The sequence below is a fragment of the Flagellimonas sp. HMM57 genome, assembly GCF_021390175.1.
GTDB lineage: Bacteria > Bacteroidota > Bacteroidia > Flavobacteriales > Flavobacteriaceae > Flagellimonas.
This window is the reverse complement of sequence record NZ_CP090004.1, coordinates 3,936,606-3,950,246: the sequence shown is the minus strand read 5'-3', so window position 1 is coordinate 3,950,246 and position 13,641 is coordinate 3,936,606. Positions and strand designations below refer to the sequence as shown.

Genomic DNA, 13,641 nt, shown 5'->3' with positions numbered 1-13,641 from the left:
TTAGTCATCTTCGAGTAGCAATTGCATCAATTCTTCGGCAGCTACTTTACCCTTGAGTTTTAAAAAGTCCCTTGGTGTATTATCCCCAAGTTCAAATACAATTGCGGGCATTTGGTGTTCTACAAAAAAATAGGTGCGCGATACCATGGTTGGGTCCAGCTTATCTGAAGGTACCACGTTGGATTTTTTTTGTGGAAGTCTATCACTTATATTTTCAATCCAATCAAAGACAATTTTACCTTTTTGCCCTGTTACCGTAGTATCCAAAGGATAGTAGATATCGTCCCAAGTTGAATGGAAATCGGCCCCAAAAACGAACTTAAATCCTTCCTTGTTCTTTTTTTTCAAAAAGTTCCGCACACTTTTGGTTTCGGGTTGATTAAAATTTTGCCAATCCCTGTTTAGGTCGATTCCTCCCATATTATGCCGCCAATGCCCATTGTCCACACCATCTGGATTCATTAGGGGTACCACAAAAACAGTATGGGTCTTTCTAAACTTCTTTGCTTGGGCCGTTTCGCTGGAAATTGTTTCAATAAAGGACTTCATGGCAAGAAATCCCGTTACTTCTGGCGGATGCTGTCTAGAGATAATCATTACTGCTTTTTTTGTGGGGCTATCTCCTTTGATTTCCATAAGCTTTATTGTTCTATCTTCTGTGGTTCTTCCTATTTCATAGTTGGAAATGTATGGTTTGTGGGAGAGTGAATCTATCCATTGGTTAACACGTTTAGAGGGATAAAGCTCCTGTGCGCTTATCCATATGGGTTCCTTTTTAATTGATAAGGTAAGCTCCACAAACTCTGGTGCCGCTTTTATGCCAAATTCACCCTCGCCCGGATTTATGGCCTTGAACGCCGTGCTGTCCAAGGACTTAAAATGAATTCCGTCTGAGCTTATTTTTGGGTAATAACGACTTCTGGAATCTTGGTAGGAGAGTTTTATGGTGATTTCCCTAGGATGCTCCGTCCAAACTTTAAAGGCATACCACGGACTAACATTTATTGGTGTATTCTCCGCAGTGATCAAAAGAGTATAATGATCATCTCCATCGGCTGCGACTCCGTTTAATCGTGCGCCATCAAAATCATTTGTGAAAAAAGTAGTATCATCATCAAAAGACCATGTGCCTTTCCACTGTTTTTGAACAGGTTTGTTTACAGTGGGCACAACAGGATTTGTTCCCTGTCCTTGATAGCCATTAGAGCTACTTGCAACTGGAACAGCAGCATTTTTACATGAAACGAATAAGAGCAATACAATGCAGAACCGTGAAAAAACAAATTGCATAGAATTCTTTTTAGTTTGGTTTAAAAATGAAGTTTAAAGATTGCATGATACAATTTTTTGTGCTGGCTACACAATTTTTTAAAATAGTATTGATTTTTTTTACATCTTTGTACCATCATGAAGTTATAAGAATTATGTCCGCTATAGATGTCATAGGCAATACGCCAAAAAAGTAATTGGGATACTTTCCTGACGAACTGACATTTTCACCTCTTTTTTATACATAATTCAACATAATGACAAATTTCAATATATCTTTTTTTAAAAAATCACTTAGCTATTTTTGGATTGCCGTTACCGGTAAGGAAACAGAATTTACCTCTGGCAGTATTCGCAAAGCTATTTTTATGCTTTCCATTCCTATGATTTTGGAAATGCTGATGGAATCCATTTTTGCATTGGTCGACATTGCATACGTTTCGCAAGTCAGTGTAAATGCAGTAGCAACAATAGGCCTAACAGAATCTGTAATTACCTTGGTATATGCCCTTGCCATAGGCTTAAGTATGGCTGCCACTGCAATAGTGGCACGTAGAGTAGGAGAGAAGGATCTTCAAGGTGCTAAGATAGCGGCTGTACAAGCTATTGGTCTTGGAATTTTAATTTCTATTGCACTAGGTCTGATAGGTATCTTTTATGCTAAAGAAATTCTAGGGTTGATGGGAGGCGAACCAGATTTGATCGCGGAAGGTTATGGCTACACTCAGTTTTTGATTGGAGGGAACATAACCATCATGCTACTGTTCATGATCAATGCTATCTTTAGGGGAGCGGGTGATGCCTCCATCGCCATGTGGGCCTTAATACTCTCCAATGGATTGAACATTATTCTTGACCCGATCTTTATTTTTGGATGGGGACCTGTTCCTGAATATGGGGTTATGGGTGCAGCAATCGCTACAAACATTGGGCGGGGAACCGCGGTACTTTTTCAATTGGGAATTTTATTTTTTGGATGGAGCAAAATAAAATTAGCTCTCAAAGATTTGGTTTTCAATTTGAAAGTCATGATGAATCTGGTAAAGGTTTCTTTAGGCGGAATTGCCCAGTTTTTGATCGGTACCTCAAGTTGGGTATTCCTAATGCGTATTATGTCCGAGTTTGGCAGTGAAGTACTGGCAGGATATACAATAGCTATACGTGTTATGATGTTCAGCTTAATGCCCTCATGGGGGATGAGCAATGCTGCGGCAACTTTGGTAGGTCAAAACCTTGGCGCTAAACAACCTGAAAGGGCAGAAATATCCGTTTGGAAAACAGGAAAGTACAATGCCTACTTTATGGGATTGGTATCTGTACTTTATCTAGTATTTGCGGAAAATATTATTTCGTGGTTCAATGCAACGCCCAGCGTGGTCGAAAATGGAGCAATATGTCTTCAGATAATAGCAATAGGCTATGTATTTTATGCGTATGGTATGGTACTGACACAAGCATTTAATGGTTCTGGAGATACCCAAACCCCTACAAAGATTAATTTTTTCTCTTTTTGGATGTTTCAATTGCCCTTTGCTTACATTGCGGCCTTGGTTTTGGATTGGGGTGCAATAGGTGTTTTTATTGCAATCACATCAGCAGAAATACTTCTTGCCATCATGGCAATGATATGGTTTAAAAAAGGAAACTGGAAGAAGGTTCAAGTGTAAGGGTTTTGTATATTTAGCCTAAAGTTTTAAACCTATGAAAAAGAGTGTTAAAGGTCCAAATACGACGTGTACCCACACGGGAGAGTTGGAAGATGTACAATTTAAAGGGGCTGTATCCCCTTTGTACATGAGTACTTCCTATGCATTTGAGGATGTTGATGTAAAACGCTATCCAAGATATTTCAATACGCCCAACCAAGAAGCGTTGTGCAAAAAATTGGCAGCTTTGGAACATGCTGAAGCTGCCTTGATTTTTGGAAGTGGAATGGCGGCAATAAGTACTGCTTTGATGGCTTTCTTACAAGCGGGAGACCACATCGTGCTACAACAGACCTTATATGGAGGCACTTACAATTTTGCTGTCACCCAGTTTGAGAAATACGGTATCAGTTATTCGTTCACCAATGGTTGGAAAGTAGATGATCTTGAAAAAGAAATCAAACCGAACACCAAGGTGATTTATATAGAAACCCCTTCTAATCCTTTGTTAACGATTACTGACTTGGATGCTATTGGTAAACTGGCAAAAAAGCATGGCATCCTCTCCATGATAGATAACACGTTTGCGAGTCCCATCAACCAAAACCCAATTGATTTTGGCATCGATGTGGTGCTGCATAGTGCTACGAAATATATGGGAGGGCACTCGGACATCTGTGCAGGGGTAATTGCTTCGACTCAAAAGAATATGGACAAGGTTTTCCAAACAGCTATTTGTTTTGGCGGTAGTCTTAGTGATTACACCGTTTGGCTTTTGGAGCGAAGTATAAAAACAATGGCGATTAGGGTAAATGCCCAAAATACAAATGCCATGAAAATGGCAACGTATTTAAATAAGAGCAAGGATGTTGAAAATGTGTACTACCCTGGACTCCAAACCCATCCTGATCACGAATTGGCAAAATCACAGATGAAAGGGTTTGGCGGAATGCTTTCTTTTGAGTTGAATGCTTCGATTGATACCTCGCTGTTTTTTAAATATTTACAGCTCATAAAACCATCCATGAGCTTGGCAGGAGTTGAAAGTACGGTGCTCTCACCAACCCAAACATCCCATGCCTTAATGACACCGGAAGACAGGGAGAAACAGGGGATTAAAGACACATTGATACGGTTTTCTTTAGGTATTGAGGAGATGGAAGATTTGATCGAAGATATTGAACAAGCCATTGTCAAGGTTAAATCCATAGCAGTACTTGCATAAAATAGATACATGAAGTTAGACATTTTAGTATTTGGTGCTCACCCAGATGATGCAGAGTTAGGTGCTGGAGGTACCATTGCCAAAGAGATTTCAAGAGGGAAAAAAGTTGGAATTATCGATTTGACCCGTGGTGAGTTGGGTACAAGGGGTTCTGCTGAAATTAGGGACAAAGAAGCGCTGGATGCAGCTGGGATTTTAGGGGTTTCCGTTCGTGAGAATATGGAATTCGCCGATGGTTTTTTTACCAATGACAAAGCGCATCAGTTGGAAATCATAAAAATAATCCGAAAATATCGTCCGGAGATTGTACTCTGCAATGCAATCGATGACAGGCATATTGACCATGCCAAAGGAAGTAAATTGGTTAGCGATTCCTGCTTTTTAAGTGGTTTGGTCAAAATAGATACCAAAATGGAAGGTGAGGAACAATGGCAGGATGCATGGCGGCCTAAAGTTGTATATCATTTTATTCAATGGAAGAATTTAGAACCAGATTTTGTAGTTGATGTATCTGGCTTTATCGAAAAAAAAACAGCATCCATCCTAGCTTATGAGTCACAATTTTTTGATCCAAATAGTGACGAACCGGAAACACCCATAAGTAGTAAAAACTTTATCGATAGTGTAAACTACAGGGCAAGGGACTTAGGAAGGTTGATCGGGGTTGAGTATGCAGAAGGCTTTACAGCTGAGCGCTATGTTGCGGTAGATAATCTTGATGATTTAATATAAACACTTTAACTGGCATTCTGGTATCTTTTCTCTGCTTTTGGAATTGTAAAATGAAAAGAAGAACCTTTGCGCAATATACTTTCTACCCAAATTTCACCTTTGTTCTTTTGAATCATTTCTTTGCAAAGTGAAAGGCCAAGACCGGTTCCTTTTTCATTATTGGTACCATATGTGGTAATATTGGTAGTACTTTTAAAGATTTTTTTCTGAATTTCTTTGTTCATGCCTATACCTGTATCACGGATAATGATTTCCCACATGTCCTTTTTTTCCTCTGCTTCAATCGTAATTAGGCCATTTTCGGGAGTAAACTTTATGGCATTGCTCAGAAGATTTCGGACTACGATATCTATTTGGTGATGATCGGCATATATCAAAGGATTCTCAGGCAATTGATTGATTATTTTTATTGATTTTCCAGAGGCTACTTCCGATAGTAATTTAATATTAGCGCTCACCAGCTTATCTAAAGAAAGCCTTTTGGGTTTGGTAGTAACCCCATTCATTTGGGTCTGCCCCCATGACAATAAGTTGTTTAATGTAAAGGATATGTTTTCTACATCGGATTTTAACTTTGGAATAAAAGAGATGAACTCATCTTTGCCAATTTCACCATCTGTAAATAATTTGAGCATCCCCTGTAGCGCACCGATAGGCCCACGTAAATCGTGACCGATTACGGAAAATAATTTAGTCTTTGTCTTATTGTTTTCGTGAAGTTCTACCTCACGTTCACTGACCACCTTGGATTTTTCGTGAAGCTCCCTGTTCAATTTTTTCTGAATATGCTCACTGCGACGTATCAAAAAAGTTATAAAGGTTAAGATGACCAAAACAGCAACAGTCAAATAGATATAACTTTTATGCTTGGCCAGAGCGGTTTCGTTGGCAGTAATTAGGTCATCTTTTTCCTTTTCATATTTTAGTTTAGTCTCTAGCAAGGCAAGACTTTGTTTGCTTTTGTCTTTGGAAAGAGAATCGGAAAGTTGTTTGAAGGTCTCTAAATATACTAAAGCGTTATCCGAGCTATTCTGCTTTTTATATAGCTTGTACAAAGTTTCTGAACAATCTATTTGTCCTTGTAATGATTTGATTTTTTTTGATAATTGAAAACCTTCTTCCGCATATTGTAAGGATAGACTATCTTTCTCAAGACCTAGGTATACCTTGGCCATACCGTTCAATAATTGTATTTTTTCCCTTTCGTCGTCCAATTGCTGTTTGTGGAGCATATTAGCTTGATCATACCAATATAAAGCCCATTGGTATTTTTTCTGTTCTAGATATATGCTTCCCTTAACTTCGTACGCATATGCCAGCCAATCATAGATTTTGTGTTTTTCGAACGTAGTGATACTTTTGTTTACATTGAACATGGCTTGCTCAAAATCTTTGATATCCTTGTACAATGAAGCCATGTTGCTTTGTGTTTCGGCATGGAAAACCTCATTGCCCATTTCTTCATTTATGGCCTGTACGGTATCATAAAAAACCAATGCGTTCTTGTAATCCTTTTGCCGAATGTATAGACTTGCAATATTTTCATTAAGAATTGACAACATATGTTTATTGTCCGTTTGTTTAGCTACATCTATTCCCTCTAAATAAAGGTTGAGTGCTTCCGCGTTGTTTCCTTCATAATCATAATCGTGCCCAAGCCCATTTATAATACTAAGTTCATACTCTTTATTGCCTGTTTTTCGTGCTAGATGAAGTGCCTTTTTAAAGTAGGCCATTGATTTTTCACGATTTCCCTCGTCTGAAAAATAATCCCCTATTGCCTCTAAAGCCTGGATTTTACCATTTGTATAATTTACTTCTTTGCTAAGTTTTAATACTCTTTTGGAAATAACATACAGACTGTCCTTGTTCATAAAACGATAGGTAGAAGCAAGGCTGGAGAGCAAGTTTATGTATGTGGTATCTTGTGCCTTAAACTCCTTTGAGGATTGTAATCGATTTAATTTGTAGACAATACTGTCCCTTTTTATTTTTTGGGATTGGACGGGGAATGCTAAGAATACGACACAACTGATTAACGTTATTTTGTACAATAACTTTTGTAGATTAAAAAAGTAGGTCGATTTGGGCATGTATTTTCAAAATCTCGAATCATAAAAATAGTTTTGAGCGTGCTTTTTAGGAATAAAATGTTGTGAAAGTTCAATAATTGTGTGTTTTGACTATTTTAAAGTGTCATTCACCGAAGTTTTGTACTAAATCATACAGACTGTCAAACCAAATATTATCACTATTGCTACAGAATACTAAAAATAGATAAGCATTTCGGGAGTTAATTTTTTTATTCTTTTTAAGAGGTAAATTTAAATTTCATTTGATTGAATTAATAAAAAGAAGTATTTTTGCCACCGCTTAAATGGTGGTTGTAGCTCAGTTGGTTAGAGCATCGGTTTGTGGTACCGAGGGTCGCGGGTTCGAATCCCGTCTTCCACCCAAAAAAAGCCCTCTAGAATAAGAGGGCTTTTTTGTTTTTACTATATTTTGTTCATTACTTGGATGGCTTATCCACAATAACTTTATCTTCCCTATTTGCAACTTCCCAAGCTGTATGGAAAACAAGTCGTGTTCTATTTTCCAGTAAGTCATAATTTATTTTATCCGGTGTATCTCCGGGACGATGATAATCGGCATGTGTACCATTAAAATAAAAGATGATTGGAATATTATTTTTGGCAAAATTATAATGATCGCTCCTGTAATAAAATCTGTTAGGGTCATTTTCATCATTATACGTATAATCCAATTCAATATTGGTATACTTTTCATTTATAGCTTCAGAAAGGTCATGTAATTCAGTACTCAGTTTATCAGAACCAATTAAGTACACATAGTTTCGGTCTCCTACACGCTTTGGGTCAATCCTTCCTATCATATCAATATTAAGATTTGCAACCGTTTGGGACAATGGAAAAACAGGGTCATAATCCGTATAATATTTTGAGCCCAAAAGACCTTTCTCTTCACCAGTGACATGTAGAAAAACAATAGAGCGTTTTGGACCTTCACCAGCTTCTGCCGCTTTTTTAAAAGCTTCTGCAATTTCAAGAAGTGCAACAGTACCGGAACCGTCATCATCGGCACCATTGTTTATTTGTCCGTTCGCGGTAACACCAATATGATCTAAATGAGAGGATATCACAACATATTCGTCAGGCTTTTCGGAACCCTTTAAGACAGCAACAACGTTTTCCGAATTTATCTGGTCGTTTCCACTGACTATATCGATTTTTACATCTGTTGAAATTGATTTTGGAACATTGTCCCCATCAATATCATTTATAAAAGCAGTAGCGGATTTGTTGTTCAAGAGCACAATAAAATTGGTGTTAGCTTCACCTTTCAGTGCCATTTTTCCACTGTTGTTCTCTTTCATGAATTCATAATAATTTTTGAATCGGGCAAAATTCTGTGCATCGTAGTACAGGATACCAGTTGCCCCTTTTTCAACAGCTAAGTTGGACTTTTTTCCCATCGCTTCGGACATGTTGCTCCATGCAGATTTTTCCTCAGTACCAGATAGAACATAAGTGCCGTTATTGTTCGTTGGCTCACCGGCTTTGATCAATACCAATTTATCCTTTACATCTAATTCACTATAGTCGGAATAATCTCCTTCCTCAATGCCATAGCCAGCATAGACCACATTGGAATAATCACCATCAGCTGCGGTAAAAGTTAGAATGTCTTCACCTAGTTGAAACGTGTTTCCATCAACCAAAACTGTTCCTTTTGGAACTTTGGCAACCTCTAGGGGTACATTTTGCAAATAATCTCCATCTGTTTTAGCCGCAGGTATTTCTAATTCTTCATATGCTGCCTTAAGGTAAGCAACTGCTTTTTTTTGTCCGGGTTTACCAGTTTCACGACCTTCAAACTCATCTGAAGCATACGTATAGAGATACTCTTTTAATTCTTCCTCTGTTATGGTCTGAGCATATACTACAGGATCGATTTCCTTTTTTAAGGAGGAGGGTTCGGAAATTGTTTTCTGCGAAGTGTTACAGGAGCATACAATACCTATAGCTATTAAAGAAACTTTCTTCATAAAATATGTTTTCAAAATCTCCCAAAAATAATCAAAAGATAACTAAAGAAATGCAAATGAAAACATATACTTTTAAGAGAGCTTTTATGTATATTGTTGAATTAATAATCAACTGTTTAGACTCATGAAAATGGACTGGAACGGGGTGATGCCGGCAATCACCACCAAGTTTACCGCAAATGATGAATTGGACATGCAAATGTTTGCGACAAATATTAATGCGCAGATAAAAGCTGGAGTACATGCTATAATACTCGGTGGTTCATTGGGAGAAGCAAGTACGCTAGACGATAACGAGAAAAAGGCATTGATAGCGCATACGGTGGAATTAGTTGACGGTAAAATCCCTGTCATTATGAACATAGCCGAAAAGACAACAAAGAATGCTATTGTTGCTGCGGAAAGGGCGAAGCAATATGGGGCTTCAGGATTAATGATTCTACCGCCAATGCAATACAATGCAACGGATTACGAAACTCTGGCCTACTTTGACGCAATAGCCAAGAGTACTTCCTTGCCCATAATGATCTATAACAATCCAGTGGACTACAAAATTGAGGTAACCCTTGATATGTTCGAGGAACTTGTAAAAAATGACAACATACAAGCCGTTAAAGATTCGACCAGAGATCTTACCAACATCACCAGAATTAAAAACAGGTTCGGAGATCGATTGAAGGTTCTATGTGGAGTTGATACTCTAGCTATGGAAAGCCTTTTGATGGGAGCTGAAGGCTGGGTGGCAGGTTTGGTTTGTGCTTTTCCAAGGGAGACCGTAGCAATTTATGAATTGGTCAAGGCGGGTAGGATAGAAGAAGCTACTAAAATTTATAGATGGTTTATGCCTTTACTTGAGTTGGACATAAATCCACAATTGGTACAGAATATAAAACTAGCGGAAGTTGCCACTGGCATAGGTACCGAATATGTAAGATTGCCAAGGATGCCATTACAAGGCGAAGAACGGAGCCGCGTTCTATCGATAATTGAGAAAGGAGTGAAGACCAGACCTGAAATACCATAATAACAAATGGCAGTTCATACATTCAAATGTATCGATGCGCACACTTGTGGAAACCCTGTGCGTTTAGTTGTTGATGGAGGCCCCAAGCTCGTAGGAAAGACGATGGAGGAAAAACGACAACACTTTCTACAAGAATTTGATTGGATACGCACGGGATTAATGTTCGAACCACGGGGACATGATATGATGAGTGGTAGTATCCTATATGAGCCACATGATCCTAAAAATGATATTGCGATTCTTTTTATAGAAACGAGCGGTTGCTTACCAATGTGCGGACATGGTACCATAGGAACCATTACCATTGCATTGGAAGAAGGATTGATTCAGCCAAAAACAGAAGGAAAAGTAAGATTGGAAACGCCTGCAGGATTGGTGGAAATAGACTACTATAAATCCAATGACAAAGTAGCTTGGGTAAAATTGACCAATGTTACAAGTTATCTTGCTGAGATAGGACTAAGGATAAACTCTTCCATACTTGGAGAACTTTTTTTTGATGTTGCTTTTGGGGGTAATTTCTATGCGATTATTGACCGACAGAAAAATTTTTCAGGAATGCATGATTTTAAGGCGAGTGAGTTGATTCAGTTTTCACAAGAAATCAGAAAGAAAATCAACACTACATATCTAAATCGCTTTATCCATCCTGAAAATCCGAATATCAACAAGGTCTCCCATATTTTATGGACCGGTGATTCAATCGATAAAAATGCGTCGGGGAGAAATGCTGTTTTTTATGGTGATAAAGCGATAGATCGGTCTCCTTGTGGCACTGGCACGTCTGCACGTATGGCACAGCTATATGCAAAGGGACTTTTAAAAATTGGGGAAGAATACATACACGAGAGCTTTATTGGTTCTAAATTTGTTGGAAAAGTGGAACAGGAAACTGTGATTATGAATCAAAAAGCAATCATACCTAGCATAAAGGGATGGGCAAAAATCTATGGAAGAAATACCATAACCATAGACACGAATGACGACCCATATGCACTGGGATTTCAAGTATTATAATATGGGGGCAAATAAGAATGTTGTTGTAGTAGGTGGAGGAATAGTAGGACTTTCCACGGCTTATTTCCTTCAAAGAGAAGGACATCAGGTGACTGTTTTGGATAAGGGCGATATTACTTCTGGAGCATCTTTTGTAAATGCTGGATACATTACTCCTAGTCATATTGTCCCTTTGGCGTCTCCCGGAATGATTTCAAAAGGAATCAAGTACATGTTCAATTCTTCTAGTCCTTTTTATATGAAACCAAGATTTGATTTGGATTTTATGAAATGGGCTTGGTACTTTAAAAAATCATCCTCAAACGAAAAGGTGGAGCGTGCTATGCCCATTATCAGGGATATCAATCTGTTGAGCAGGGAACTCTACGAAGGTATAAAGTCTTCTGGTGATTTAGGGGATTTTCATTTAGAGCGCAGAGGTCTATTGATGCTCTACCAAACAGAAAAGGCCAGAGACCATGAAATGGAAGTAGCACAGAAAGCTGGAGATCTTGGATTGGAAGTTAATTACTTGGACAATGGCGGCTTACAAAAAATAGAGCCCAAGATTGAATTGAATGCGATGGGCGCTATCCACTATGAATGTGATGGACATACGACCCCTTCACAGTTTATGGAGCGAATGGTCAATTTTTTACCAAAGGTGGGCGTTAAGTTGCGGAAAAATGAAGAAGTATTGGATATGATTTTTAGTCGGGATACAATTACAAAGGTAAAAACCAGCAAGAATGAGTACCAAGCGGATGAAGTGGTTTTTGCTGCGGGTTCATGGACCTCTGTACTTTCCAAAAAGATGAACATTGAATTACCTTTACAAGCGGGCAAGGGATATCGAATAAATGTAGAGAGCCCGACCAATATCACAATGCCCGCTATTTTAATGGAAGCAAAGATGGCAGTTACCCCCATGCAAGGATTTACACGTTTTGCCGGAACAATGGAGTTTTCGGGTATAAATAAAATTATACGAAAAGAACGGGTAGAAGCTATTGCCAGAGGTGCTGCACGCTATTACAAGGGCCTTAAAATATCTGAAGAAGATAAAAGCAATGCCAAATGTGGGTTAAGGCCCGTAACACCAGATGGATTACCCTACATAGGTACTTCTACAAAATACAAGAATTTAACTTTTGCCACAGGTCACGCAATGATGGGATGGAGTTTGGGCCCTGCCACTGGTAAATTGGTCTCCGAGATGATTTCTGGAAAGAAACTATCTATGGATATTGTTCCTTTTGCCCCTCAGCGAAAATTTTAAAGCCGTATTTTCTTTAGGTTATTTTTAAGGGCCATGCATACTTTTAATTTTTTAATTGCCTCATTAAGAAGTAATTTTGCAATATGGTAAAAAACTACATTCCACTTTTATTTTTTAATCTTTTTTTTCATGCCTGTGTCTGGTCGCAGGATATACAAATATTTAAGGTTCAGGATTTTGACCTTAAAGGGAATGTGAAGTCGTGTTTAGTGATTACCGATTATGGAAAAGAATCTTTTGAGTTCAATAGAGACGGTCTTCTTGTAAAGACTGTAACACAATACAATGATACGGACCAGGATATCACCTATTATAAGTATAACAACAACGAGCTTTTGGAAAAGCGTATGGAGAGTTATAAAAACAATATCCTTGACGCTTCCACCTCGATGGCCAATTTTTATTCCGTTGACAGCTTGCCCAAAAAAAAAGTCCTTGAAAAAATCATCTCCTATGATAAGGAGTTTCTAGAGCAACAGGAATATGTTTATGATGCCAAAGGGAAGTTGATAAAAATTACGACTTCAAATGAAGATGGGGTTGACGAAACCACGGTAGAATATACTCCATACAAAAATGAGTTGACCACAAGTTTTTTCATTAATTCAGTGCTTGAAAAATCAATTAGAACTTCAGAAAGAAAAGGTAAAACAGGCGTTCAAAATGTGGTTTTAACCAAGGAATATATTGATGGAGAACCCAACGCTGCCGTAGAAGAGGTTTTCAATGCTGATAAAAAACTGATTTCCAAGGAGTTTTTTAGGTACAGTACTATTGAAAAGAAATTTCTTCAGGAGAAAAAGTTGTTCTACACCTATGGAGAAGATGGCATGTTGGATAAGGTCACTTCAAAAACAGCGACTTCCCAATCTGTAAAAGAGTATATTTTTCAGTATGACAGTAATAAGGAAAAAAATTGGATCAAACAGATTGTAACACCGGACAATACCTATACCACACGTAGAATTACGTATTTTTCCACTGATGAAAAAGACGGCTAAAGCTTCTTATTTTAGTTGAAGCAAATCCCAAAGGTTTCCATAGAGATCCTCAAAAACTACAACAGTTCCATAAGATTCTTCCCTGGGTTCCTCCTTAAATAGGATACCATTTTTTTGCATTTGTCTATAATCTTTCCAGAAGTCTGCAGTGTTTAAGAATAGAAAAACCCTACCGCCAGTTTGATTTCCGATTGCTGCCTTTTGTTCGTTATTAGCAGCTTTTCCCAACAAAATATTGCATTGCGAACCTTTGGGAGCAACCAGAACCCATCGTTTCCCTTCACCTAAATCCACATCATCCACAAGTTCAAACCCCAACTTTTTGGTATAGAATGCTATTGCTTCATCATAATCTTTAACCACTAAAGTAACGTTCGCTATTTGTCTGTTGATTTCTTCCATA

At 38.1% G+C, this 13,641-nt stretch carries 11 protein-coding genes and 1 tRNA gene; 8 read left to right on the top strand and 4 right to left on the bottom strand.

What is annotated here, in order from left to right; translation table 11 throughout:
• Entirely contained in the window at positions 1–1,290 is a 1,290-nt protein-coding gene (locus tag LV716_RS17590; protein WP_163419083.1) for a M14 family metallopeptidase, read from the bottom strand.
• 236 nt (positions 1,291–1,526) lie between these two features.
• Here LV716_RS17590 and LV716_RS17585 point away from each other — a divergent pair, with 236 nt between their 5' ends.
• The 3 genes from LV716_RS17585 to bshB1 are packed head-to-tail and all read left to right on the top strand — an operon-like array spanning position 1,527 to position 4,872.
• Positions 1,527–2,936: an MATE family efflux transporter gene (locus LV716_RS17585; protein WP_163419082.1), complete on the top strand. Its 1,410-nt coding sequence runs from the start codon at positions 1,527–1,529 to the stop codon at positions 2,934–2,936.
• A 34-nt stretch (positions 2,937–2,970) separates the two neighbouring features.
• A complete protein-coding gene (locus tag LV716_RS17580; protein WP_163419081.1) occupies positions 2,971–4,140 on the top strand; it encodes a PLP-dependent aspartate aminotransferase family protein in 1,170 nt (389 codons plus the stop codon).
• A gap of 9 nt (positions 4,141–4,149) precedes the next feature.
• The gene (gene bshB1 / locus LV716_RS17575) at positions 4,150–4,872 is read left to right on the top strand and encodes a bacillithiol biosynthesis deacetylase BshB1 (protein WP_163419080.1); all 723 of its coding nucleotides are present in this window, start codon (positions 4,150–4,152) and stop codon (positions 4,870–4,872) included.
• Between the two features lie 5 nt (positions 4,873–4,877).
• On the opposite strand, the gene LV716_RS17570 is transcribed toward bshB1, so the two are convergent.
• Entirely contained in the window at positions 4,878–6,965 is a 2,088-nt protein-coding gene (locus LV716_RS17570) for a tetratricopeptide repeat-containing sensor histidine kinase (protein ID WP_163419079.1), read from the bottom strand.
• Positions 6,966–7,251: 286 nt separating this feature from the next.
• Here LV716_RS17570 and LV716_RS17565 point away from each other — a divergent pair.
• A tRNA-His gene (locus LV716_RS17565) sits at positions 7,252–7,327 on the top strand.
• Between the two features lie 54 nt (positions 7,328–7,381).
• Here the strand turns inward: LV716_RS17565 and LV716_RS17560 are convergent.
• A complete protein-coding gene (locus LV716_RS17560) occupies positions 7,382–8,938 on the bottom strand; it encodes a M28 family peptidase (protein WP_163419078.1) in 1,557 nt (518 codons plus the stop codon).
• A 124-nt stretch (positions 8,939–9,062) separates the two neighbouring features.
• On the opposite strand from LV716_RS17560, the gene LV716_RS17555 reads away from it, so the two are divergent.
• From LV716_RS17555 to LV716_RS17540, 4 genes are all read left to right on the top strand, one after another.
• Positions 9,063–9,962, top strand: a complete 900-nt coding sequence (locus tag LV716_RS17555) for a dihydrodipicolinate synthase family protein (RefSeq protein ID WP_163419077.1) — start codon at positions 9,063–9,065, stop codon at positions 9,960–9,962.
• A gap of 6 nt (positions 9,963–9,968) precedes the next feature.
• Complete coding sequence (locus LV716_RS17550) at positions 9,969–10,979, top strand: 4-hydroxyproline epimerase (RefSeq protein WP_163419076.1); 1,011 nt, start codon at positions 9,969–9,971, stop codon at positions 10,977–10,979.
• 1 nt (position 10,980) lies between these two features.
• Positions 10,981–12,237: an FAD-binding oxidoreductase gene (locus tag LV716_RS17545; RefSeq protein WP_163419075.1), complete on the top strand. Its 1,257-nt coding sequence runs from the start codon at positions 10,981–10,983 to the stop codon at positions 12,235–12,237.
• A gap of 83 nt (positions 12,238–12,320) precedes the next feature.
• Positions 12,321–13,238 carry a hypothetical protein gene (locus tag LV716_RS17540; protein WP_163419074.1) on the top strand — a complete coding sequence of 306 codons (918 nt, stop codon included), beginning with the start codon at positions 12,321–12,323 and terminating at the stop codon, positions 13,236–13,238.
• 6 nt (positions 13,239–13,244) lie between these two features.
• On the opposite strand, the gene LV716_RS17535 is transcribed toward LV716_RS17540, so the two are convergent.
• The gene (locus LV716_RS17535) at positions 13,245–13,640 is read right to left on the bottom strand and encodes a VOC family protein (protein ID WP_163419073.1); all 396 of its coding nucleotides are present in this window, start codon (positions 13,638–13,640) and stop codon (positions 13,245–13,247) included.
• Between the last annotated feature and the right edge of the window lies 1 nt (position 13,641).

What these genes read in the sequence shown, in the direction of transcription:
- LV716_RS17590 (WP_163419083.1), bottom strand. Translation starts at nt 1,290, where the DNA reads ATGCAATTTGTTTTTTCACGGTTCTGCATTGTATTGCTCTTATTCGTT.
- LV716_RS17585 (WP_163419082.1), top strand. Translation starts at nt 1,527, where the DNA reads ATGACAAATTTCAATATATCTTTTTTTAAAAAATCACTTAGCTATTTT.
- LV716_RS17580 (WP_163419081.1), top strand. Translation starts at nt 2,971, where the DNA reads ATGAAAAAGAGTGTTAAAGGTCCAAATACGACGTGTACCCACACGGGA.
- bshB1 (WP_163419080.1), top strand. Translation starts at nt 4,150, where the DNA reads ATGAAGTTAGACATTTTAGTATTTGGTGCTCACCCAGATGATGCAGAG.
- LV716_RS17570 (WP_163419079.1), bottom strand. Translation starts at nt 6,965, where the DNA reads ATGCCCAAATCGACCTACTTTTTTAATCTACAAAAGTTATTGTACAAA.
- LV716_RS17560 (WP_163419078.1), bottom strand. Translation starts at nt 8,938, where the DNA reads ATGAAGAAAGTTTCTTTAATAGCTATAGGTATTGTATGCTCCTGTAAC.
- LV716_RS17555 (WP_163419077.1), top strand. Translation starts at nt 9,063, where the DNA reads ATGAAAATGGACTGGAACGGGGTGATGCCGGCAATCACCACCAAGTTT.
- LV716_RS17550 (WP_163419076.1), top strand. Translation starts at nt 9,969, where the DNA reads ATGGCAGTTCATACATTCAAATGTATCGATGCGCACACTTGTGGAAAC.
- LV716_RS17545 (WP_163419075.1), top strand. Translation starts at nt 10,981, where the DNA reads ATGGGGGCAAATAAGAATGTTGTTGTAGTAGGTGGAGGAATAGTAGGA.
- LV716_RS17540 (WP_163419074.1), top strand. Translation starts at nt 12,321, where the DNA reads ATGGTAAAAAACTACATTCCACTTTTATTTTTTAATCTTTTTTTTCAT.
- LV716_RS17535 (WP_163419073.1), bottom strand. Translation starts at nt 13,640, where the DNA reads ATGGAAGAAATCAACAGACAAATAGCGAACGTTACTTTAGTGGTTAAA.